At 47.0% G+C, this 23,667-nt stretch carries 20 protein-coding genes and 2 pseudogenes; 17 read left to right on the top strand and 5 right to left on the bottom strand.

The annotated features are described in order from the left end of the window. Window positions 1-80 precede the first annotated feature (80 nt). Window positions 81-1,970, top strand: coding sequence for a polysaccharide lyase family 7 protein (locus tag AC6I8Y_RS23145; protein ID WP_498021853.1), 1,890 nt, complete (start codon window positions 81-83; stop codon window positions 1,968-1,970). A gap of 77 nt (window positions 1,971-2,047) precedes the next feature. On the opposite strand, the gene AC6I8Y_RS23140 is transcribed toward AC6I8Y_RS23145, so the two are convergent. From AC6I8Y_RS23140 to ahpC (AC6I8Y_RS23130), 3 genes are all read right to left on the bottom strand, one after another. Beyond that, entirely contained in the window at window positions 2,048-2,725 is a 678-nt protein-coding gene (locus AC6I8Y_RS23140) for an SDR family oxidoreductase (RefSeq protein WP_498021852.1), read from the bottom strand. 152 nt (window positions 2,726-2,877) lie between these two features. After that, window positions 2,878-4,470 (bottom strand): alkyl hydroperoxide reductase subunit F, encoded by a 1,593-nt coding sequence (gene ahpF, locus AC6I8Y_RS23135; protein WP_498021851.1) that lies wholly within the window; start codon window positions 4,468-4,470, stop codon window positions 2,878-2,880. A gap of 216 nt (window positions 4,471-4,686) precedes the next feature. Beyond that, a complete protein-coding gene (gene ahpC / locus AC6I8Y_RS23130) occupies window positions 4,687-5,244 on the bottom strand; it encodes an alkyl hydroperoxide reductase subunit C (protein WP_042500071.1) in 558 nt (185 codons plus the stop codon). Window positions 5,245-5,560: 316 nt separating this feature from the next. Between ahpC (AC6I8Y_RS23130) and AC6I8Y_RS23125 the strand changes: the two genes are divergently transcribed. From AC6I8Y_RS23125 to AC6I8Y_RS23070, 12 genes are read left to right on the top strand one after another with little or no spacing between them, the layout of a single operon-like run. Further along, on the top strand, window positions 5,561-6,352 hold the full coding sequence (locus AC6I8Y_RS23125) for a transporter substrate-binding domain-containing protein (RefSeq protein ID WP_498021850.1): 792 nt from the start codon (window positions 5,561-5,563) through the stop codon (window positions 6,350-6,352). A gap of 17 nt (window positions 6,353-6,369) precedes the next feature. Continuing rightward, complete coding sequence (locus tag AC6I8Y_RS23120; protein ID WP_498021849.1) at window positions 6,370-7,038, top strand: amino acid ABC transporter permease; 669 nt, start codon at window positions 6,370-6,372, stop codon at window positions 7,036-7,038. Window positions 7,039-7,049: 11 nt separating this feature from the next. Beyond that, window positions 7,050-7,700: an amino acid ABC transporter permease gene (locus tag AC6I8Y_RS23115; protein WP_394149823.1), complete on the top strand. Its 651-nt coding sequence runs from the start codon at window positions 7,050-7,052 to the stop codon at window positions 7,698-7,700. Continuing rightward, the gene (locus AC6I8Y_RS23110; protein ID WP_498021848.1) at window positions 7,687-8,415 is read left to right on the top strand and encodes an amino acid ABC transporter ATP-binding protein; all 729 of its coding nucleotides are present in this window, start codon (window positions 7,687-7,689) and stop codon (window positions 8,413-8,415) included. The genes AC6I8Y_RS23115 and AC6I8Y_RS23110 overlap by 14 nt, the downstream gene beginning before the upstream one ends. Window positions 8,416-8,427: 12 nt before the next feature. Beyond that, the gene (locus AC6I8Y_RS23105; RefSeq protein WP_498021847.1) at window positions 8,428-9,237 is read left to right on the top strand and encodes a MurR/RpiR family transcriptional regulator; all 810 of its coding nucleotides are present in this window, start codon (window positions 8,428-8,430) and stop codon (window positions 9,235-9,237) included. Between the two features lie 39 nt (window positions 9,238-9,276). Further along, window positions 9,277-10,452, top strand: a complete 1,176-nt coding sequence (locus tag AC6I8Y_RS23100; RefSeq protein WP_498021846.1) for an amidase — start codon at window positions 9,277-9,279, stop codon at window positions 10,450-10,452. Continuing rightward, complete coding sequence (locus AC6I8Y_RS23095; protein ID WP_498021844.1) at window positions 10,449-12,020, top strand: gamma-glutamyltransferase family protein; 1,572 nt, start codon at window positions 10,449-10,451, stop codon at window positions 12,018-12,020. Before AC6I8Y_RS23100 ends, AC6I8Y_RS23095 begins: the two co-directional genes overlap by 4 nt. Beyond that, complete coding sequence (locus AC6I8Y_RS23090) at window positions 12,017-13,246, top strand: pyridoxal-phosphate-dependent aminotransferase family protein (protein WP_394149815.1); 1,230 nt, start codon at window positions 12,017-12,019, stop codon at window positions 13,244-13,246. Before AC6I8Y_RS23095 ends, AC6I8Y_RS23090 begins: the two co-directional genes overlap by 4 nt. 10 nt (window positions 13,247-13,256) lie before the next feature. Beyond that, window positions 13,257-14,486: an allantoate amidohydrolase gene (locus AC6I8Y_RS23085; RefSeq protein WP_498021843.1), complete on the top strand. Its 1,230-nt coding sequence runs from the start codon at window positions 13,257-13,259 to the stop codon at window positions 14,484-14,486. Continuing rightward, on the top strand, window positions 14,473-15,312 hold the full coding sequence (locus AC6I8Y_RS23080) for a DUF5718 family protein (RefSeq protein WP_498021841.1): 840 nt from the start codon (window positions 14,473-14,475) through the stop codon (window positions 15,310-15,312). Before AC6I8Y_RS23085 ends, AC6I8Y_RS23080 begins: the two co-directional genes overlap by 14 nt. Before the next feature lie 59 nt (window positions 15,313-15,371). Further along, entirely contained in the window at window positions 15,372-15,956 is a 585-nt protein-coding gene (locus AC6I8Y_RS23075; RefSeq protein WP_394149810.1) for a chromate transporter, read from the top strand. A gap of 2 nt (window positions 15,957-15,958) precedes the next feature. Further along, window positions 15,959-16,486 carry a chromate transporter gene (locus AC6I8Y_RS23070; RefSeq protein ID WP_498021840.1) on the top strand — a complete coding sequence of 176 codons (528 nt, stop codon included), beginning with the start codon at window positions 15,959-15,961 and terminating at the stop codon, window positions 16,484-16,486. A gap of 117 nt (window positions 16,487-16,603) precedes the next feature. On the opposite strand, the gene AC6I8Y_RS23065 is transcribed toward AC6I8Y_RS23070, so the two are convergent. Beyond that, window positions 16,604-19,648 carry a polysaccharide lyase family 8 super-sandwich domain-containing protein gene (locus tag AC6I8Y_RS23065; RefSeq protein ID WP_498021839.1) on the bottom strand — a complete coding sequence of 1,015 codons (3,045 nt, stop codon included), beginning with the start codon at window positions 19,646-19,648 and terminating at the stop codon, window positions 16,604-16,606. A 416-nt stretch (window positions 19,649-20,064) separates the two neighbouring features. Beyond that, window positions 20,065-20,622 carry an alkyl hydroperoxide reductase subunit C gene (gene ahpC / locus AC6I8Y_RS23060; RefSeq protein WP_006069782.1) on the bottom strand — a complete coding sequence of 186 codons (558 nt, stop codon included), beginning with the start codon at window positions 20,620-20,622 and terminating at the stop codon, window positions 20,065-20,067. A gap of 252 nt (window positions 20,623-20,874) precedes the next feature. On the opposite strand from ahpC (AC6I8Y_RS23060), the pseudogene AC6I8Y_RS23055 reads away from it, so the two are divergent. The 4 genes and pseudogenes from AC6I8Y_RS23055 (at window position 20,875) to msrQ (ending at window position 23,650) form a co-directional block, all read left to right on the top strand. Continuing rightward, window positions 20,875-21,305: pseudogene (locus AC6I8Y_RS23055) on the top strand (GNAT family N-acetyltransferase). 239 nt (window positions 21,306-21,544) lie between these two features. Next, a complete protein-coding gene (locus tag AC6I8Y_RS23050; RefSeq protein WP_498021838.1) occupies window positions 21,545-21,850 on the top strand; it encodes a DUF1330 domain-containing protein in 306 nt (101 codons plus the stop codon). A 180-nt stretch (window positions 21,851-22,030) separates the two neighbouring features. Next, window positions 22,031-23,039 (top strand): annotated as a pseudogene (gene msrP / locus AC6I8Y_RS23045) (protein-methionine-sulfoxide reductase catalytic subunit MsrP). Next, window positions 23,036-23,650, top strand: a complete 615-nt coding sequence (gene msrQ / locus AC6I8Y_RS23040; protein WP_498021837.1) for a protein-methionine-sulfoxide reductase heme-binding subunit MsrQ — start codon at window positions 23,036-23,038, stop codon at window positions 23,648-23,650. Before msrP ends, msrQ begins: the two are co-directional and overlap by 4 nt. Window positions 23,651-23,667 lie beyond the last annotated feature (17 nt).

Genomic DNA, 23,667 nt, shown 5'->3' with positions numbered 1-23,667 from the left:
ACAGTTTTATCTACAGATCATTTCAAATATTTGTATTACAAATAATATAATCAGCAAATGATAATAAGTATGATTATATTATGAAAAAGACTGCACTCATTAGTTGTTTACTTCTAACGCCAGCGTTTCTCGCTGGCTGTGGCGGAGATTCTGATACCTCTGCCACGCCTTCAAACCCAGGAATCACCGACCCAACGGAACCTGAAGAACCAACCGACCCAAGTGAACCGGTCGATCCTACTGACCCAGTAGATCCTGTAGACCCGGTGGAAAAACCTGTAGCGCCATCTTTATACTCTAAGTACGACGCCGTGCTAACCGCATCGAAACTTCAACGTTCAGACCCGTCAGAAAGCGACGGAAACAAGTCTGATGTAGCCGATAGCAATGATCTCATGCACGGTTACTATGATGAGTATTTCTATGCCGATGAAAATACTAAAGACCTGATTTTCAAAATGAGCGGTGATAGCAATCGCTCTGAGCTTCGAGTTAATGAAAACTTTGATATTAGTGAAACTGGTGTATCAAGAACATTAAGCACCAGTTTCCAACCCGTTGATATAAAAAGCGTTCTAGAACAGAGTGTTGATGGCGATGAAGTCACCTTTTTGCAAGTTCATAACAAAGGAACAAGCTCAGATGGCACTGGCTACATTCCACACCCATTATTGCGCGTTACCTACGAATTAGAGCGAAACGGCGAGATGGGACACTATTGGGCCGTGCTAAAGGTTAATGCTCTCGATTGCAGTAGCGATAGTGAGCATGCTGGTTCAAGTGATTGCAACAACGCCTATCAACGTATCGACCTTGGTGAAGCAAATCTTGATGCAATGACCGATATGGATATCACCATCCAAGAAGAGCGCCTGGTCATCGAAGTAGACGGCGTACAGAAGCTAGATCACGATATTAGCTATTGGGCAGATCTACTCAGCTACTTTAAAGCGGGCGTCTACAACCAATACGATGATGGCGATGGCATCAATACTTGGTCTGAGGTGAGATTTTCTAAGCTCGAGGTTCAGCAAGAGAGCTTTGAGCAAGGCATCAACTGGGATATTGACCAATGGAAAATCACCATTCCTGTCAGCAAATCTGAGTGGGACTCTAGTGAAAGTAGTAGCTCTGCCGCTGAGTTTAAGCCATACCACTGCTATAGCTTTCCAGAGTCAGAAGAGTTTGTTTTCAACAATGACTCAGACATTCTTTATCACTATGACTCTGGCGACATTTCGTTCTTCAAAGTCGTTGATAACCGCGTTCACTTCGCCACTGACATGGGCTACGGCACATCGACGTCTAACAGCAGCTATATTCGCTCAGAGTTTAGAGAGCTCTTTAACGCGCAAGCGCTAGAAACATGTAGCACGAGCTCTGATGCCACCAGCTGGAAAATCAATGACTCAGCGACGGGGACGGATGTCCACACGCTCACTTCGACTCTGAGAATCGATGACTATCCTCAGATCTCAGGACAAGATCCTAAAGTCGTCGTCGGTCAGGTGCACGGCTGGGAAATCAGCCAAGCTCTAGTTAAGCTACTGTGGGAAGGGGAATCGAAACCCACACGTGTGATACTTAACCAAGACTTCTTCACGGACAATAAAAAGTGCTCGGACAACGAAGATGGCTGTGACGATTGGCCTTTCAGTGTCGAAATGGGTACCTACGCTGCCAATGAAGAGTGGCAGTATCAGATTACCGTCGATGACAACGGCATCACTTTGATGACGCAAAAAGAGAACGGCGAAGATAAAGTTGAGCGTTTTCTTGGCTGGGGCGTTGCGTACTCCGATACCAAAGATGGTGACACCATTACCATGAGCACGGACTGGGCAGAGCCAGAGATCGCCTACTACTTCAAGGCGGGTCTCTACCCTCAATTCAAGCCAGATAGTGACAATGCCGGACAACGATTTGAGGCAAGTTTCTCTCAAATAGAGATAGAACACACAGCGAACTAGCGATTAAAGCTTTTCCCCACTCCAAAAGAAAAAGGCACTGCTGAAATTGCAGTGCCTTCGTTTATCTTACGATGTCGTTACTCAATCTCAACCATAGGTCTGAACGTCATCTCATGCATGACAACATCCGCAGGTAACTCTAAGACCTGAATCACCGCTTTAGCAACACTGGCTGGGTGCATATATTCTGGTCGCTCTGCTTCACGAAAGTTGGTGTCAGTGCCACCAGGGAACAGCGAGGTCACTTTGATGCCATGCGGCTGCGCTTCTTTCATCAAAATAGCACTAAATCCTGCCAAACCTTGTTTCATCGCCGAGTAGATACTCATGGTTTCGTTGGCACGCTTAGCCGCAGTACTCACTACATTGATAATTTGACCGGACTTGTTCGGCTTCATCACCTTAAGCGCTTCACGACTTAATAGTGCAGGTGCGCGAAGGTTGATCGCATATTGCTCTTCGAATTCTTCTAGCGTGAATTCTTCAATAGGGCATTTGCGAGAAATCATACCTGCATTGTTGATCAGCACATCAATGGTGCCCACTAACTCAATGGCTTTGTTAAACAGGCTCACGGTTTGATCGGCATCGCTCAAGTCAGCTGTCACTACCTCGCAGCCTGTTTCTCGTTTTAGTGCCGAAAGCTTCTCTTCATTGCGGCCGCTGGCGACCACAGTGAAGCCTTTCTCGCACAGTTGTTTCGTGAGCTCATAGCCGATGCCGCTCGTGGCACCTGTAAGAAGGATGTTTTTCATTATCTGTCTCGTTGTAAGTCTGCATTTTTCCTTACGGTAGCAGAGATAGCGCAGGAAAAGCAGTGAGTTACTGTAAATAACGTTTAATCGCAGTGCTTTCGAGATACAAAAAAGCGCCACCCAAAAAGGTAGCGCTTTTTACTCAGTTCAGATTAAGCCTCTTCGGCGACTTTCACTGGAGCTGGATTTCGAATCAAGAAATCAAAGGCTCCCAAGCTGGCTTTCGCACCCTCGCCCATTGCGATGATGATTTGCTTGTAAGGAACGGTCGTCACATCACCCGCTGCAAACACACCTTTCATGCTTGTTGCGCCGTGGGCATCAACTTCGATTTCACCGCGCGGTGATAGCTCCACTTTGGTTCCTTTTAGCCATTCACTGTTTGGCACTAGACCGATTTGAACAAAGATACCTGCAAGCTCGATTTGCTTGATTTCATCTGTGTTGCGATCTTTGTACTCAAGACCTGTCACGCGAGTACCATCACCAAGAACTTCTGTGGTTTGAGCCATCGTGATGATATCGATGTTTGGCATGCTGTTCGCTTTGTCGATAAGTACTTGGTCTGCACGAAGTACGTCAGCAAATTCAAGAACGGTAACGTGCTCAACAATACCTGCCAGGTCGATCGCCGCTTCAATACCTGAGTTACCGCCACCAATAACGGCTGTGCGCTTGCCTTTAAATAGTGGACCATCACAGTGTGGGCAGTAAGCCACGCCTTTGTTGCGGTACTCTTGCTCACCTGGGACGTTCATTTCACGCCAGCGTGCACCCGTACTTGTGATAACAGAGCGAGCTTTTAGCACTGCGCCACTTTCTAGAACTACATGGGTGTAACCGTCATCGGTATCTTCCGCGTCAATGATATTCGCCGCGCGCTGCTCAGTGATGACTTCAACGCCGTACTCTTTCACGTGCTCTTCTAAACTTGCCACCAACTTAGGACCTGTGGTCGCTTTAACTGAAATAAAGTTCTCGATTGCCATAGTATCCATAACCTGACCACCGAAGCGATCGGCAACCACACCGGTGCGAATACCTTTGCGCGCTGCATAGATAGCCGCTGAAGAGCCAGCAGGACCACCACCGACAACCAATACATCAAACGGCGCGGTTTCATTTAGCTGATTGGCTTTTTTCTCCGCTGCCCCTGTGTCGACTTTATTCAGAATTTCATTCAGTGACATACGGCCTTGGCCAAATAGCTCACCGTTAATAAACACACTTGGTACTGCCATGATATCGCGCTGTTTCACTTCATCTTGGAACGCAGCACCATCGATCATGGTAACGTTAACCAGTGGGTTAATCGCTGCCATCATGTTGAAGGCTTGAACCACTTCTGGACAGTTTTGGCATGATAGAGAGATAAAGATTTCGACATCCAATGGTGAGTTCAGATCTGCGATTTGCTGGATAGTTTCAGCTTCTAGCTTGATTGGGTGACCACCTGTGTGCAGTAGCGCTAGCACAAGTGACGTAAATTCGTGACCCATTGGCAGACCAGCAAAACCGATTGCGGTGCCCTTCTCAGGGTTTACAACGCGCATAACTGGTTTGCGCGGGCTTGCAGCGTCATCGCGAACCACGTCAATTTTGCTGCTAAGTGATGCGATGTCATTAGCAAGAGATTCGATCTTGCTTGCCGTATCACTGTCATCAAGGCTGAGAACCAATTGTACTTGGGTTTTAACGTTTTCTAGATACGCTTTTAATTGCTGCTTCATTGCTTGATCTAACATACTGATACCTATTCTATAAGACTGCTTAACATCAGAAGGAATTTGAAAAGGGATAATAAAAAGGGGACCCTTTTGATGTTGAATTAATAATGTATTTAAAGGGTGCACGCCCCCACTTTTACAAGCCAATGGTAGAAGCCATAAAAGTGACTGCGGGGCGTGCAACACGGACACGAATGCCGTTTATTGCTGCGTTTGGTTAAACTCTACGAGCGTTTAGATTTTGCCTACTAGGTCTAGAGATGGTGCTAGTGTCTCTTCACCTTCTTTCCATTTCGCTGGGCAAACTTCACCTGGGTTAGCCGCTACGTATTGTGCTGCTTTCACTTTACGCATTAGGTCTTCTGCGTCACGGCCGATACCTTCTGCTGTGATTTCCATTGCTTGGATAACACCTTCTGGGTCAACTAGGAAAGTCGCGCGGTCTGCTAGACCTTGACCTTCACGCATCACACCGAAGTTATTAGTGATAGTGCCTGTTTGGTCACCAACCATGTAGTAGTTGATTTTGCCGATGGTGTCTGAGCTGTCGTGCCACGCTTTGTGAGTGAAGTGCGTGTCTGTTGATACTGAGTAAACTTCTACGCCGCGCTCTTGAAGCTCTGCGTAATGGTCTGCAAGGTCGCCAAGCTCAGTTGGACAAACGAATGTGAAATCAGCAGGGTAGAAGAAAAATACTGCCCATTTACCTTTTACGTCTTGCTCTGTGATTTCGACAAAGTCGCCCTGTTTGAATGCTGTTGCTGAAAATGGCTTGATAGTGGTGTTAATCATAATTTTTACTCTCTCAAAGTGTCTGTGTTGCGCTCTCCTGCGCCGATGTAGATATATTGCAACAGCCACTTGTTTTTGAAAATTCGTCCTTTCCTATCTATTTGATAGGGGTTTCCTATCAAAACCCTGTTCACTCTTGGGGCATTCGCACCAAGAAAATGCACCACTTCTCACTCAAACGAACCAAATTAAACAACCACTCCCATCTAAACCCTTTATCCAAAATGGTTTAAAGGAAAAATAAAACGCTGGCACGTTCGTTGCAAAATCAAGATTAGATGTTTCATTTGTTTCATGTCGTAAAAGGAATTGAATTATGAATTTGTTGAAAGTTATTACCGGCGTCATATTGTCCTGCTCTTTGATGGTGTCCTCATTCTCTGCTTCAGCTAACCAGTTAGAGAACATTCAAAAGCAAGGGGTATTAAAAGTAGCGGTTCCGCAGGACTTTCCTCCATTTGGCTCTGTGGGCACTGATTTGAAACCACAAGGTTATGATATTGATATGGCCCAGTATCTGGCGGATCAGCTGGGTGTAAAGCTATCCATTGTTCCCGTGACCAGTGCTAACCGCATACCTTACCTTCAAACTCGTAAGGTAGATCTTGTTATCTCAAGCCTAGGTAAAAACCCAGAACGTGAACGTGCTATCGACTTTACCGACGCTTACGCACCTTTCTTTCTCGGCGTATTCGGGCAAAACGGTGAAGCTGTTGCTTCCGCGGATGATCTGAAAGGTAAAACCGTAGGCGTAACACGAGGCTCTGTGGAAGATATTGAACTGAGCAAGTTGGTATCTAAAGACACGACTCTAAAGCGCTATGAAGATAACAATGCCACTCTATCTGCCTATTTGTCGGGCCAGGTAAGCCTTATTGCAACGGGTAACCTCGTCGTGACCGAGATAGCGAATCGTCACCCTGCGAAAGCACCTGAAGTGAAATTTATGCTTAAGAACTCTCCTTGTTTTATCGGTGTGATGAAAGGGGACGACACATTACGTGAAGAGGTCAATCGCCTGATCACCAAAGCGAAGGAAGACGGTGCGCTTGAAAGTATCTCTCAGAAATGGCTAAAAGCCTCCTTCCCTGCTGACCTTGGCGCTTAATCTTAGGAATCCTGTATATGAGCTACTCTCTTGATTTTGCAGGACTCGCCCCTTACCTGCCGCAGTTTGCGGCTGGTGTTTGGGCCACGATAAAGCTAACCGTTTTTTCGACCTGCTTGGGACTTCTATTGGGGACTTTGTGTGCGGCTGGACGCACCTACAAAGAAAAATGGCTGAGACTTATCTGCGCGAGCTATATAGAACTTATTCGCAATACCCCGTTTATCGTGCAGCTGTTTTTTGTGTTCTTCGGTCTACCTGCATTGGGACTGCGTCTCTCCGCTTGGGAAGCGGGAGCCTTAGCGACGGTGCTAAACCTAGGTGCCTATAGCGCTGAAATCATTCGTGCGGGAATTGATGCCACGCCAAAGGGCCAGTGGGAGGCAGGAAAAGCACTAGGGCTGACTCGCAGACAGACTCTTATTCATGTGGTCCTATCACCAGCCTATCAGCGTGTTTACCCTGCCATTGTTAGCCAATGCATCATTGTCATGTTGGGCTCGGCTGTCGTGTCACAAATTTCATTAGAAGAGCTGACCTTTGCCGCGAACTTCGCCCAGTCACGCAGCTTCCTAAGTTTTGAAGCTTATATGTTGACAGCACTTATCTATTTATTACTGGCCGTCGCTATGCGTTTTGTATTTTCGACCATAAAGCAGTTCAGCTTTAGAAACCCATCTATATAAGAGGTAACAAAATGGTTGATTTTTCTGATTGGGATATATTGCGTAATCTTTTAATGGCAGCTCGCTGGACACTATTGCTTTCATTATTAGCATTTGTATTTGGTGGAGCATTAGGAGCATTACTTACTTTTCTAAACAGCACCAAAAATAAATTTTTTCATGTGCTGATCAAACTATATGTGGAAATTTTTCAAGGAACCCCATTGTTAATGCAATTGTTCCTAACCTTTTTTGGCTTATCGCTTCTAGGTTGGGAGGTGAGCGCTTGGAGTGCAGCTATACTTTCACTCACTCTCTTTAGCAGTGCTTACTTTCACGATATTTGGCGCGGTTGTATTGAAGCCTTACCTAAAGGGCAATGGGAAGCCTCCAAAGCCCTAGGTTTGACTTATTTCGATACGATGACACATATTATCGCACCACAAGCATTTAAAATATCTATTGCCCCTACCGTTGGTTTCTCGGTGCAAATTGTAAAAGGTACGGCGTTGGCTTCGATCATCGGCTTTGTAGAATTAACCAAAGCCGGAACCATGCTAAATAATGCAACTTTCCAACCATTCAAAGTATTTGCTTTTGTTGCACTTATCTATTTTATGATCTGTTTCCCTTTGTCCCTATTTGCCCGTCGTTTGGAGAGTAAAAACAATGTCCCTAGTTAGTATTGATAGAGTTCATAAATATTATGGAGATAACCACGTCCTTAAAGGGGTGGACCTCAAGGTAGAAGCTGGAGAAGTTGTTTCCATTATAGGGCGCAGCGGATCAGGTAAAAGCACGCTTCTACGTTGTTTGAACGGCCTGGAAACCTACGAGGACGGCGCAATTATTGTCGATCGACAAGCGGTCGAAGATGATGACTTCAAACTGAGACAGCTGAGCCGTAGTGTGGGCATGGTATTTCAAAGCTTCAATTTATTCCCACACAAGACAGTAGGCGAAAACGTCATGCTAGCTCCTCAGCTAGTACTAAAAATGCCAAAGGAAGAGGCGAAAGAGCTCGCAAAAGAGCTGTTACAAAAGGTTGGATTGGCTGACAAGTTTGATGCGTATCCAAGTAACCTCTCTGGTGGTCAGCAGCAGCGTGTAGCAATCGCGCGCTCACTCGCGATGTCACCTAAGGTACTTCTTTGTGACGAAATCACCTCTGCCTTAGACCCTGAGCTCGTCGGAGAGGTATTGAAAGTACTCGAGCAGCTCAAGGCGGAAGGTATGACATTGATCCTGGTAACTCATGAGATGAACTTTGCTCGTGATGTCGGCGACCGTGTGGTGTTTATGAATGAGGGGAAGGTTTGGGAGACGGGTGAAAGCCACGAAGTGTTTGCAAACCCGCAGACCTCAGAACTGCAGTCATTTCTGTCAGCTGTACGTTAACAGGGTAAAGCTATGACCAATCCCATCACCGAACGTATAGCACAGCACTACTCTGAGTTGACTCAAGGTAATCGCCGATTGGCAGATTACCTGTTAGTAAACCCCGATAAAATTCTCATGCTCTCTACCAACGAGATCGCCGAGGCTTGCGACGTGTCCAAAGCCAGCGTCAGCCGCTTTATCCGCAAACTCGGCTATCAAGACCACATTTCATTGCGAAATGAACTGCTTGAAGAGCGTGACAAGGGCACGCCGATGGCGCTTTCTAACGAAGTAGAGGTCGACTTCTCATCGGAAATACGTGCACTAGAGTCTCTGTTAGATCATATACAAGAAAGTGATATGGGGGCCATTACCGAGCGGCTGTCTCATAGTGCACGAATCAAGATTATCGGCTATCGCAACAGCTACCCCGTTGCAATGCACTTCAGACAACAACTCGTTCAAGGGCGACCAGGGGTTGAGCTTTTGCCTTTACCGGGACAAACCATAGGTGAAGATATCGCTTCAATTGGCGAAGACGATTTTGTGGTGGTCATCGGAATTCGCCGCCGTGTGAAGGGGTTTGAATCGCTACTTAGCGCCTTGCCGCAACAAAGAACGTTACTGATCACAGATCAAACTGGTCTCAAGTTTAAACCTTTAGTGGCTCACACTTTGATTTGCCCGATGAGCAACAACAGCCCGTTAGACAGTTATGCCGTGCCAATGGCCCTTATCTCTTATCTCAGCAATAGGGTGTTTAACCACCTTGGCAAACAAGCGGTAGAAAACACTGAGTTCGTTGCACAAACCTATACCCAACTGGGCGAAATCGAATAACAACAAAGGATGCTTACAGCGCCTTCTAAAGGAAAAAGTATGACACGTGACAGCTCTGTTTATTGCTCACAGGGACCGGAGCATCTAGATGCTATTCGATCTGGTCCCTTGAATGGAAAAAGCTTTGTCTTTAAAGATCTATTTGATGTTGAAGGATTTACCACCGGCGCTGGCAACCCAAAGTGGCTTGAGACCCATGAAGTAGCAAATCGCACTTCCCCGCTTATTCTGTCTCTACTAATGGTGGGGGCTGAATGTCATGGCCGAGTACAAACCGATGAGCTTGCATACAGCCTCAATGGCGATAATCAACATTACGGAACTCCAGTTAACCCCAAGGCGCCAGAATGTCTCCCTGGAGGCTCTTCCAGCGGCAGTGCCGTGGCAGTGGCTCGCGGTGATGTAGACTTCTCAATTGGAACCGATACTGGCGGATCAATTCGTGTTCCAGCCAGTTATTGTGGGCTATATGGCTTGAGACCAAGCCATGGTGAGCTCTCTTTAGATCATAGCTTTGAGCTGGCAAAGAGTTTCGATACCCCTGGAATCTTTACGCGAGATCTTGCATTGCTGAAAGATGTCTTTCACTGCTTAAAGCCAAGCTCGGATATCGGCAAACCAGTACGTAACTTATTGCTTGATTCCAGCCTGAAAGACATGCTCGGTGGCGAGCGAAAAGCCCTGCTTCAGAAATGGGTGACATCGAGCAAAATGGATCTGATTGAGGTTGATTTTTTATCTGAACAAGGGCTCAGCTTTTCTCAGCTGAGTTTGCTGTTTAGGCAGATTCAGGGATATGAAATTATCGAGAAACATTCTGAATGGCTCGATAAATGGCAGAGTTCACTTGCTCCAGCTATCGCCATGCGCGTCGATTGGGCAAGAGATATCACCAAACAAGAATACCAAGACGCAAAGCATCAACAACAAATCTTATCTGATGCAATCGAGAAGACCTTAGAACAAGGCCTGTGGTTACTGCCGACGACGCCTGGTGCACCACCTAAATTGGATACGCCAGCCAGTGAGTTAGCCGAGTATCGTACTCAACTAATGGGTCTGACGAGTCTTGCTGGATTAGGCGGACTTCCCCAATTACATATTCCAATGACAGAGTTCTCTAGTCCGCAAGGGATATCTTTGGTTGGCCGAAAAAATAGTGATTCCTCCCTTATCGCCACAGCAGAACTTCTCACCCAAGGAGGAATAATATGAGTTATCAAACTGCATTCACGGCTCCTCATCATGAAGCAGCCAAGGTGGGTAAAGACATCCTCGATGCAGGAGGCACGGCCTGTGAAGCTATGGTCGCCGCAGCCGCGATGATAGCGGTGCAATATCCACACATGAACAGCATAGGCGGAGACGGTTTTTGGCTTATTAGCAAAGCTGGCGAGAAGCCTATCGCTATCGATGCCTGCGGCCGAGCAGCGGCTCGAGTAGATGTCGAGAGTTATCGAGAAAATGGCGGTGAAATACCGGAGCGCGGCGCTCAAGCGTCAATAACCATGGCCGGTACCATCTCTGGTTGGCAACGAGCACTCGAGCTCAATGGCGGTCAACATGAGTTGAGTTCACTACTTCAACCCGCCATAAAGGCTGCCAGTGAAGGGATAGAAGTAACACAAAGCCTAGCAGATGCAAGCAACAAGACTCATACCAGATTATTTGAAGAAACAGAGTTTGCTCGCCTGTTTCTTCCTGAGGGACGACCACTCAAGCCAGGAGATCGTGTGAGCAATCCTGGATTAGCAAACTCGTTATCAAAGCTAGCTGACGCGGGATTGGACGATTTTTATCGGGGAGACCTGGCAAAGTCGATGGCAAATGATCTTGCTACGGCAGGGAGCCCGATAACACTCGAGGATTTTAGTCAGTATCAAGCTAAGGTGTTTGCACCTCTCAATGTGGGTATTTCGAAGGGTCAACTCTATAACTTGGGAGCACCCACTCAGGGATTGGCCTCTCTAATGATACTAGGTATCTACGATCGCTTGGCACACAAAGCAAACTCTGAGTTAGAGCACATGCACCTGCTAGTAGAGGCGACCAAACAAGCCTTTATCGTACGTGATAGCGTTATTACAGACGAAGCATATCTAACCAAACCATTGCAGCAATATCTAGAAGATGACCTGTTAGATACTTGTGCAAGCTCCATTTCGATGAGTGAGGCTCAGCCTTGGCCACATCAGGCCAAACCTGGCGATACTGTCTGGATGGGCTGCAGTGACCAATATGGAACTATGGTGAGCTTTATTCAGAGTATCTATTGGGAGTTTGGATCCGGTTTAGTGCTTCCTGAATCTGGCGTACTTTGGAACATCCGTAGCAAGAGCTTTTCTCTCGATTCCGAGCACCACAACGTACTAGCCCCTAATAAGAAGCCTTTTCATACCCTTAACCCTGCTTACGCAGAGCTCAAGGATGGCACACGCATGGTCTACGGAACAATGGGCGGTGAAGGTCAGCCGCAGACTCAAGCATGTCTGTTTAGTCGCTATCTCTATCAGGGTATCTCCCTAGAAGAGTCGGTTGCCCTACCCCGTTGGCTTCTAGGAAGAACTTGGGGTGATACCGCCAATAACCTAAGACTGGAGCAAGACCTCTACTTAAAGCTGGGTGAACAACTGGGCCATATGGGCCACGAAGTCACTATGGTCAGTAATAACAATGAATTAATGGGGCATGCAGGAGCCATCGCCCTAGACGAACACGGAAACGCGAGCGCAACCAGCGATCCTCGCAGCGATGGACGTTACTTTTTAGGAGAATCTAAATGACAAGCAACACCTTATTTGAAACTTTGAATCCACCACAACGTCTATTGATGGGACCAGGACCAATCAACGCCTACCCTCGAGTTCATCAAGCACTGTCCACTGCCTTGATCGGACAATATGACCCTGTAATGACAGGCTATATGAATCAGGTGCAGTCCTTATATCGTGATGTGTTCCACACTCAAAACCAACAAACTATGTTGGTGGATGGCACCGCTCGATCTGGCATTGAGGCTGTATTGGTTTCTGTACTAAAACCTGGAGACAAAGTGTTGGTCCCAGTCATTGGCCGTTTTGGGCACCTACTTTGCGAGATTGCCAATCGAGTTGGCGCAGTGGTTCGAACCATCGATATCGAATGGGGTGAGGTATGTCCCCCAGAACTGGTCGAAAAGGCTATCAGAGAATTCCAACCTAAATTATTGGCCACCGTGCAAGGTGATACCTCTACCACAATGAACCAGCCTTTGGCTGAAATCGGCGAGATCTGCCGAAAACACGACGTACTCTTCTATTGTGATGCCACTGCTTCTATCGCGGGTAACGAACTCAAAGTCGATGAGTGGCATTTAGATGCTGTGTCTGCAGGGCTACAGAAGTGCCTTGGAGGCCCTTCAGGCAGTGCCCCAATTACCCTAAGTGACCGCTGCGCTGAGCTTATCAATCGACGCAAACATATAGAGGCTGGTATTCGAGCAGAACATCATAAGGCGGGTGAAGATGAAATGATTCGCTCCAACTACTTTGATCTCGCTATGGTAATGGACTACTGGGGGCCAGAGCGTCTAAATCACCATACCGAGGCCACCAGCATGCTGTATGCCGCTCGTGAATGTGCTCGAATCTTCCTCGAAGAAGGCGCTGATAACGTTATTGCAAGACACAAACAAGCGGGTGATGCAATGGCAACAGGGCTAAGAGCCATGGGGTTAGAACTGTTTGGTAACTCCGAGTTCAAAATGAACAATGTTGTCGGTGTCTATATTCCGCAGGGCGTCGACGGTGATAAGGTCCGCCAGGAGCTGTTAACCAGTTTTGGAATCGAGATAGGCACATCATTTGGCCCCCTTCACGGTAAAATCTGGCGTATCGGAACCATGGGGTATAACGCGCGCCAAGAAGCGGTATTGACCACTTTGGCGGCACTAGAGGCCATTTTGATTCGAAACAAAGCCAAAGTGATACCAGGACAGGCAGTAGTCGCTGCGATGGGACACTTCGAGTAGGGACGCTGGAATGGATTCAGATACAGTAATGAGTCGCGCCGATGAACTGGCGCAATTTAGCTCAACACCTGGCGCATTGACGCGCACCTATCTATCAAACGAGCACAAACTAGCACACAAAACGCTCGCTAATTGGATGAAGGAAGCCGGTCTCACCGTTTGGCAAGACAGTGCTGGCAATCAATGGGGAAGAAAGGTCTCAGCGACCCCGTCTAAACCAACTCTAATTATAGGTTCACACAGTGACACCGTTGTGAACGCCGGAAAGTATGATGGCAATCTTGGCATTTTATTAGGCATAAGCGCATTGCAGAGACTGCAAGAGGTTGAGCTTCCTTTTCATGTGGATGTGGTGGCTTTCGCCGATGAGGAGGGTACGCGATTTGATACTACCTTAATTGGTTCAAGTGCCACGGCTGGACGTTTCAACGCAGATTGGTTGTCCATCACCGACAAGCAAGGTATTTCAATGGCTGAAGCAATGCAAAGCTTTGGTCTAGATGCTGAATTGGCAGGTCTTGATGCGCGTCAACCTCAAGACGTAATGGCCTATCTTGAAGTTCACATCGAACAAGGTCCTGTGCTCGAAGCGAATAACAAAGCGGTTGGCGTAGTGACAGGTATCGCCGGTGCCAAACGCTATCAGTTCCGTGTGAAAGGTATCGCTGGTCACGCAGGGACAGTACCGCTGGACATGCGCGCTGATGCGATGTGTGGTATGGCCCACATGGCGGTTGCCATCGAAGACTACGCCAAGCAGAATCAACTGGTAGCAACCGTTGGCAAATGTGAGTTACCTTCAGGCTCCGTCAATGTCATACCTGGCGAGGTCCTGTTTACTCTAGACATCCGAAGCCAAGACCAAGAAAAGCTCGAGGCTTCTTGTGAAGAGTTATTTGTGCTTCTTAACAAGATAGCGAAAAAGCGAGGCCTGCGCTTTGAGAGTCACCTATTTTATGAGGCAGAGGCGGTGCCATGTTCAGATTCACTTCAACAGCTATGGGGTACATCAGTTGAACTGACGACCAAGCATGCACCAATGTTTTTGCCCAGTGGCGCAGGACACGACGCGCTTGCGATGGCTCACCTAACTGACGTTGGAATGTTGTTTGTCCGTTGTGAAAAAGGTATCAGCCATAACCCTCGCGAAGCAGTCATTCATGAAGATGTAGCAGTCGCACTAGACTGTTTGACCAAGATGATTACATTAATGGCGGAACCTAACCATGCCATCATCTGACCTATCAAATACTTCATCAGTGGTACTAGGCATCGCAGGCAACTCCCCTGGTTATCTCTCACAAACGGGTGAGATAACCAATTTAGAGAAACAAGCAGATGCTCGCCTACCGAGAGCTCTGTTCCCTATCTTTGTGGATGGAGAAGCCTCCCTAGGTAAGTATCCATTTAGTGCGAAGCAACTCCAGCTTCCATCTGAGCCTTCAGCTCAAGTTCAAATGGAACCTGAACTGGCTTTAAAACTCAGGCTCGAATACGACACCCATGGCACTGTTGTTAAGCTTCGGGCGAGAAGCCTCACCCTTATCAACGATGCAACCTACAGAAACAAGTCTGTGTCAAAACTATCGCAAAAGAAAAACTGGGGCTTTGCGAGTAAAGGGCTTGCTAGCAGTGAGCTTACCCTAGATACAACCAGTGAACACGAAGTAATCGAGCGATTAAGGCTTTGCGGATTCCATAAACATCAGGGACATTGGTATCTTTGCAGTCAAGATGTGGCGGTTACCGATTATCACCTATTCAATGAACCGCTACTGAAGTGGATAAATCAGCGTATTAATTACCAACAAGATAGCGGTGTATTACACAGCATCAAAGCGTTGCTGAGTAACTGCTCTCAACCGACAGAAATTACCGTTGCCATTGGCGCCCCTTGCTACACCAGTGCAGGTGAGTCACATCAACTAGCAGCGGGAGATGAGACTTTAGTCATTGCCTATGACAGTAAAGTGCTATCTCTGCATGAAATTGAACAAGCGCTCTTAAGCGGCAACTTCGACAGGCTAACACCGAGTCTGTGTCTTCATCAGCATGTTGTCGCTTAGTACCGCAGATCAGCGAAGCCAGAAGCAACTCTGGTCTCGATTAAAAATATGAGGACAAAATGAGTAAACAAATAGATTTAGCCTGCGCGTTTTTTCGAGTTGGGCTGTTTGGGTTTGGTGGGGGACCTACCATGATCCCTCTGGTGCACAAAGAGGTGGTAGACAATTATAAGTGGATGGACGACGATGAGTTTTCGAATGTCTTAGCCATTGGTAATACACTACCTGGCCCCATCGCCACCAAGATGGCGGGCTATATCGGCTATAAAGTCGGAGGTATTCTGGGCTGCATCAATGCTGTGATTACCACCATTATTCCTTTAATCATTGTTATGATCGCGGGACTTGGTCTTCTTAACGAGTACCGAGATAAACCGTGGGTATCGGGAATGGCTCATGGTGTCTTACCCGTCGTGACTTGGATGATGGCAAAACTAAGCTATGACTTTTTTATGAAGGGCTATAAGGCATTAGGCTCGATTGCCACACTGCTAGGGAGCCTTGCTACATTCGTACTCATTTCACTATTCAATGTCCATCCAGGTCTAATTGTTGGTGCCGTTATTTTAGCAGTACTGTTTAAGCCGACCCCCAACGCTGGTAAAGACGTGGGTCAGATAGCTACCGACAAGAAAGAGAGTTAATTATGCAGTTATATCTAGATATCTTTTTGGCTTTCTTTATCCCAAATATAGTCGGTTACGGTGGAGGTCCCGCAATCATTCCGCTTATCGAGGCTCAGGTTGTGGGCCATTACGGTTGGATGACAGCACCTCAATTTGCAGAAGTGTTGGCCCTGGGCAATGCTCTACCAAGCCCCATCGCAACTAAGATGGCGGGCTATATTGGCTATGAGATGGGCGGCAGCATTGGCGCCGGTATTGCAGTGTTTGCAACAGTGGCACCAACCATCATCATTATGATAGTCGCGATGGGCGTACTGTATAAGTTTCGCACCTCACCTAAAGTGAAAGCGCTCAGCGCTTGGGTGCTTCCAATTATTTTCACCTTGATGCTGCTTCTCAGCTACAAACTCGTGTTATCTGGTTTGGAAAATAGCTGGGTTCATTTTACGCTGTTGTTTCTGTTAGCTGGATTACTGCTTGAACGTTTCAAGATACACCCTACATTCGTTATTTCGACAAGCCTCATTTATGGTGCTCTGTTCTTATAAGCGCCTAGTCAAATTAGATAACTGTCCGCAGAACGGTCTGCATCAGTCTTGGCCCCTAACGTCTAGGTAAGAAAAAGCCGCTTCTTAATAAAAAGCGGCTCTACTAACACCTTGCTGTTACTGAACTGGAATCACAACAGAAGCAGGCATGCCAGTAAACAGGTCATGTCGACCTTGATATACCTTGTCTTGTTTATCTGGCAGCTCGATAGTCAGTTCCGATTGATTGCCGTAACTGTTCACACTCACGCTCTGACCAGCTTTATCTTCAACCTTGCGACCTTGAGTTTGATAACTGTATGTGCCCGATCGAAGCGGACGGTTGATGGTCACGTTCAAGGTATTGCGATCGCCGCGAGTAAAGAAACGCATACGTCGACTATCGTTTTCTTCCATCGCGTTTCGATCGACATGATGAAGCGGATCTTGTGCTGACACTCTCCAGCTATCGCCATCACGTTCTAGAAGAATCAAAGCTGGCTTGCTAACAGACACTGTCAGAGGCTCGCCGTTTTGCACTGCGATACTCTCACTGCCCGCCTCGCGAAACGCCATGGCAACATACTCTTTGTTCGATACACTTGAATAGTAAACCGCGTGCGTTGTTGCTGTAGTCTTTGTGACTAACTGTCGCTTAAGTCTGTCTACCAGTTCTGGCATCTGCTCTGCCGTCACGTTCGGGATCGCAACATACTGATACGTCGAGCCGTGACCTTCACCGCTTGGATGCTGACCATGGTCAATAGCGATATGGAACACAGACTCCGAGTCACCATGGGTGCTGTTGACCGCGCCACCACCACGCAGCATTACTGAAGTCTCGGCGTTCGCCAGTACCACATAACCCACCTTGTCTTGGTGGAACCACGCACTCTCTTGCACCGACAGGGTGTCATCTAGATAACTACCCTGCTCTACTGTTTCTTGTGATGCACCATCTACTTGGTAGGTCAACGCTCCATCCCATGACGCTTGATCTAGTGTGGTGATAATAGAAGCTACTTCCCATCCATCACCATTTTTAGCGCGCATGACTTGGGAGCCAAGCGCCACAGCCATATCGTCAATAAACGCGACGGATTTGTTCGCGGTTGCTGAGTTGTACGGCGCTTCACTGTCATATTTGAACGCAGCGAAGCCATTGTGATTGTTCGACACAACGCCTGCGAAATGTTTGGGGTTAAAGAGTTTAAAGTCGCTCTTCATTGGCAGTTCATCGACTCTGAGCTCTTCTGTGAGTCCCGGCAGTGCGTGCCAGTCCCAGCTATCCATTATTTTCGAATACTCATCGCCATCTACTAGGACTTGAAGAACGCCACCGCCATTATGATAACCCACATCTGGCTCAAAGCTCTCTGCGCCCATGGAGCGAGAAGAGTTCATTTTAAACGACATATAGTACGCAGGAGTGCTTTGCCCTGACTGCCTATGAACCATGAAGTCACTGTTCCAATACGCGCGATTGACCGATACCTCATGCGTATTGTTCTCTAGCTTGTCACGAAAACTGTTGAGCTCGTTCTCACGTTTAATTTCGGTATCTGAGCTTTTGGCTCGCAATACGGTATTAATGCCGTGTGTCAGTCTTGTTGAACCAAATACAGGGGTTGCCTCAGAAGCGTGCTTGCGCCCTGCAGTCTGAAAATCGAGGCCACCTCGATAGACAAAATTTGGGTAGCTATCGAGTAAGAAGTCTGCCGATTGATCATAAGATTTATTAGTCAGCTTCCAAGGCGTATCCGCGAGAACGCCTGCCACTTCAAACGGTGTATTTGCCATCCACTCGAAGCCATAAGCAAAGAATGCCATATCTTGACGAACACCGACGTGATGCGAGATCGTGCCATCAGGAAGAATCCCTGATTGACCATACTTGAACGCGTATCTGGCATTGGTCTCAAGCCAAGTTTTTAGATCCACCAATGCACCTTTTGGCGTCCACCCCGGAAGCAGCGAGGTATTGTGCGCAGCAAATGGCGCATAGTCGCCATACCACCAAGGTTGGTAGGTCAGAGGCTGGTTGTAATCGCTCCAAAGCACACTCATCATCAGCCAACTTCTCATACGGTGGTGGCGATTGGCGTCCGCCCAAGCACCCGGACTACGTTTGAGATCTTCAGACAAGTAGTAGCGATTGTATTCTGGCTGACGCTGACGATACGGGATATCAAATGCGATTTGTAGCAGCTCTTGAAAGCTCGCTTTTGCTCTTTTCGCGAGTGATTCACCATTAGCAATATCGCGATTCATCGCAGGCGACATGACAAAGCCAGCCGCACTGATTGGGTCGGTGAAGCGCCACTGGTGAGTGCTCATGTTGCGCATCAGCGTTGGCGTATTCGCAAAATCTTTGAGTGGGAAATGCGCTGTATAGCGATTAATCGCCTTGTACAGCGCTCTCATTAATCGCTTACGCTCTGGCGCCTCACCCTGATAACCAAACTGATCACTGTAAGTTAAAGCATAAGCGAGAGAGTTGATTTGATTCGCAGCCAACATCAGCTCTTTACCTAACACTCGCGGACGAATATCAAGCAGTTCATCTTCGCTATGGGCATGATAGAAGTCCATACCCTCAAACGCGCCTTCATTGTCGTTCAGCTCTTGGATATAGTCTTCGATCTCGTCATCGGCATAGACGAACAGACCCTGCAACCTCTTTTCCCCCTCCAAGAAAGACATGGCGCGCTGATGCAACTGGCTCCATTGAGTTTCGTTAACAACATGAACAGTTATCGTGCGCGACTCGACCGTGGTTTCACCATCTTTGAGTACGATGGATATAGGGTATTGACCGAGTGTTAGTTCCGCTCGCTCACTCAGAACCAACTCCGCGAATAGACGTCCTTTATCATCGTGCTGATTCCTAATCTCAAAAGGAGAGTTCTCACCTCTCGAAATCTCATACTGAAGCGTGCCGCTGATATGACTTGGTTTGTAATTTAGCGGGTGATTCAAGCGACCAAAAACCGCATCGCCGGGCTTAGCATCGACATCAATATCGAAGTACTCGTGAGTATAGTCGGCTGATGAAAGTGCTTGTACTTGGTTTGATGCAGAAGTGCGCTCTTCTAGCATCGCCATAAATGGCAGTTCAGAAGCATAAACCGGTGGATTTGAAGTAAGTAGCACCAGACATGCTAATCGGGTTTTGTTGAGCATTGAGATTCTCTATTTAGTTTTGGAACAGGAGCGGAGAATCTAATGGCGATATAGCAGAAATTTAAGTTAACTTTCTGTTATGAAATAACTTATTCATCAAGCAGATAGATAACTAAATCAGGCGAAATACAGGATTGTGAAGCTGTTGTTGCGAGGTAGCGAACAATAATATTCTCTGTCGATGAATGCTCTATCTCACTTGAACCTAAGCCAATCAAAGAACAGCAACTTTTGAAGCCGAATCTCAAATTCACATAAGATTGACGGTCAACCTACTATCGACACGATGAATAGATGATGCGGGAAGAAAGTGAGGTTAAAAGGGCTGCACGCCCCAGACTTCACATGTCAGGTAGTGAGAGTCTTTTGGGGCGTGCAACACGGACTCGTTAATCCGTTTAAATCAAGCTTTGAGCTTAGATTTTACCAACTAGGTCTAGAGATGGTGCTAGAGTTTCTTCACCTTCTTTCCATTTCGCTGGGCAAACTTCACCTGGGTTAGCCGCTACATATTGTGCTGCTTTCACTTTACGCATTAGGTCTTCTGCATCACGACCGATGCCTTCTGCAGTGATTTCCATTGCTTGGATTACGCCTTCTGGGTCAACTAGGAAAGTGGCACGGTCTGCTAGACCTTGACCTTCACGCATCACACCGAAGTTGTTAGTGATAGTGCCTGTTTGGTCACCAACCATGTAGTAGTTGATTTTGCCGATAGTGTCTGAGCTGTCGTGCCACGCTTTGTGAGTAAAGTGCGTGTCTGTAGATACTGAGTAAACTTCTACGCCGCGCTCTTGAAGCTCTGCATAGTGGTCAGCAAGGTCGCCAAGTTCTGTTGGGCAAACGAAAGTGAAGTCAGCTGGGTAGAAGAAGAATACTGCCCATTTGCCTTTCACGTCTTGCTCTGTGATTTCTACGAATTCGCCTTGTTTGAATGCTGTTGCTGAAAATGGCTTGATAGTCGTGTTGATCATAATTTTACTCTCTCAATATGGTCTTGTTATCTGGTTTGGCACTGTCCTGCGCCGATGGAGTTATATTGCAACGAGAGCGCGTTTTTTAGAATTCGTCCTTCCCTATCTATTCAATTGGTAAATCCTATCAAACCGTCATTGTGGTGAAACATGATGGCTAGTTTAGTGTTAACAGAGCTTTAACCCTGCTAAACTCGCCGCGCGGCTGCACACTTCACCAGTCAAATCATCAATCAAACGAGAGAGATCACCATGATTGTCGAGAATGTGCTTCCTAAAGATTACGCAGAACTGCTTGATGTTTGGGAAAATTCAGTCCGAGCGACTCACGACTTTATTACAGAAGAAGATATTGAGTTTTTTAAACCTATTATCATTGAGCAAGCCTTTCCCGCTGTGACATTAAAATGCGTGAAAAATGCCAGCAGCGCGATTGTTGGCTTTGTTGGTGTCCATGACCAAAAATCGAGATGTTGTTCATCCTCGATGCACAACGTGGTCAAGGCGTTGGTAAAGTACTTTTGCAATACGCCATAGAGCAGCTTAATGTGACCAAGGTAGATGTGAACGAGCAAAACCCTCAAGCCACTGGTTTTTATCGGCATATGGGGTTCAAAGTTGCTTCTCGCTCACCGGTCGATGATATGGGTAAACCCTTTCCAATTCTGCATATGACACTGTAATTTGCCTCGGCTCTATCCACACCGTCCGCTACTGACAAGATGCCAGAAGAAACACCCAAAGCTAATAACTTTGGGTGTTTCCGTATCTGCACGTTAGAAAGCGTATATCAATCAAATCTAAAAACTGATTCTATTTCCAGCGCCATTATCAAAACTATCAAATGAATCTATGCTCTATTCCAGTTGCCAAGCAATGAACTGACAACAATCAGAATGCAAACACAATAACGGAGCAGATTATGTCTACTTACTATTCAGTACTCGAAGTTACCCCTACCAACCAAGATTGGGTTGCCGATTACATCGGTCCCGCTAACAAGCTTGTTGCTCAATATGGTGGTAAGTATCTTGCCCGCACCAATAGCCACGAACGCCTTGAGGGCAATAGTGAAGACCCAGCATTAAGAATTATCATTGAGTGGCCATCAAAAGAAGCAGCGATTGGGTTTATGAATGATCCTGGCTATGTGCCACACCTCAAGGCTCGCACAGCGGGTTCGATTAGTCATCACTCGTTAATTGAAGCGAAAGACGACTTAGCGTGATTCAGTAAAAAATGCCTTTCCGAAAGAAAGGCATTTTTTCTGCGTTGCGACCATTGTTGAAGCATACGATCAAAGAAACCGCTCCCTTATGAAAGACTTTTTGCTCTGACTCGGTCTGGTTAAGTCTATAAACGACAAAATCGTCGCTTGCGAGCGCGTGAGCATCATCAGGGGAAGAGTATGTTAATCAAGAAGAATCATCGCTGGGCATTATCGGAGAACGACGCTACACCAGAGTCGGTTTACAAAAGAGCGTCGCGCGATACTGAAAAAGCTTGGAATTGCTGTAGTAGGAATGCCGCTTGCGGCTAATGCCCAAGCTGGGATCTTTGATATTTTCTCCTCTAAAGAGACGAAAGCAACAACTGACCCCAGGGTAGATCTTGACGTCACCAAACCCGAACAATATCAAGCCAATCTATCCCTTACTCCTGAAAGCAAGGTACTAAAATACAACAACTTTTACGAGTTTGGCACGGATAAAGCCGCCCCTGCCAACAACTCTTCTGAATTTATCACCGACCCATGGACAGTAGAGATCGACGGGTTGGTCAACAACCCAATCAAGCTCGACTACGACGACATCTTTAACAAGTTCACGCTTGAAGAGCGCATCTACAGATTGCGCTGCGTCGAGGCTTGGTCGATGAACATTCCGTGGATAGGGTTTCCTCTTGCTGACCTTATTAAGATGGCAGACCCTCAAAGCGGCGCTAAATACGTTGCGTTTGAAACACTCTACGATCCTAAACAGTTTCCTGCCCAACGCTCATGGAGCAGCATTGATTATCCTTATGTCGAAGGATTAAGACTCGATGAGGCAATGAACCCGCTCGCGCTTATCTCCGTTGGACTCTACGGCAAAACGCTCGCTCCGCAAAACGGCGCACCGTTACGACTTGTTGTACCGTGGAAGTACGGCTTTAAGAGCATTAAGTCTATCGTCCGTATTCGCCTCACAGATAAAGAGCCGCCAACGACATGGAATCGCTCTGCACCAAGTGAGTATGGCTTTTATGCCAACGTTAACCCGCAGGTCGACCACCCAAGATGGAGTCAAGCGAGCGAGCGCTTTATTGGTGAAGGTAGCGTGCTGAGCAGTCGCAGACAACCGACCTTGATGTTCAATGGCTATGAAGACGAGGTAGCGCATCTATACAAAGATATGGACTTGAGGAAGTTCTATTGATGAAACTTATCCCAAAGTCGATTATCGCACTGAAGGTAGTCATTCATACTGTGTCACTGGGCTTTTTTGCCTTATTAGTGATAGCCATCATCAATGACAGCTTGGGTGGTGACCCAGTGCAGTACATCATTCATTTCACTGGTATCAGTGCGCTCAATACCTTGTTTATCACCCTACTGGTTTCACCGCTGGCACGATGGAGCAAACAAGGGTTGTTGGTCCGAGTACGAAGATTACTCGGACTCTATAGCTTCTTTTGGGCGGTGTTGCACCTCATCGCCTTTGCAATATTAGATCTCGGATTAGACTGGAGCCTACTCGCCTCTGAGATAGTGAAGCGACCTTACTTAACGGTGGGTGCTGCTGTCTGGATTATCTTGCTGCTGCTATCGGTCACATCAACACAAGCCATGATGCGTAAGTTGGGACCAAAGTGGCAAAAGCTGCACAATTGGGTTTATTTGGCGGCAATACTAGCGCCTATTCACTTCTATTGGTCGGTTAAGTCTGAAGTCACTGAGCCAGCGATATATCTAGTCGGTGCTGGGCTACTTTTGATAGCACGTCGGAAAGTGCTAAAGAAAAGATTAGGACTTTTCGCAAAACGATAGGTCTTGCCGTAGTTCAA

This window comes from Vibrio sp. KUL78 (assembly GCF_059725505.1).
The sequence above is the reverse complement of the archived record's forward strand: the minus strand, read 5'-3'. Positions and strand labels throughout refer to the sequence as shown.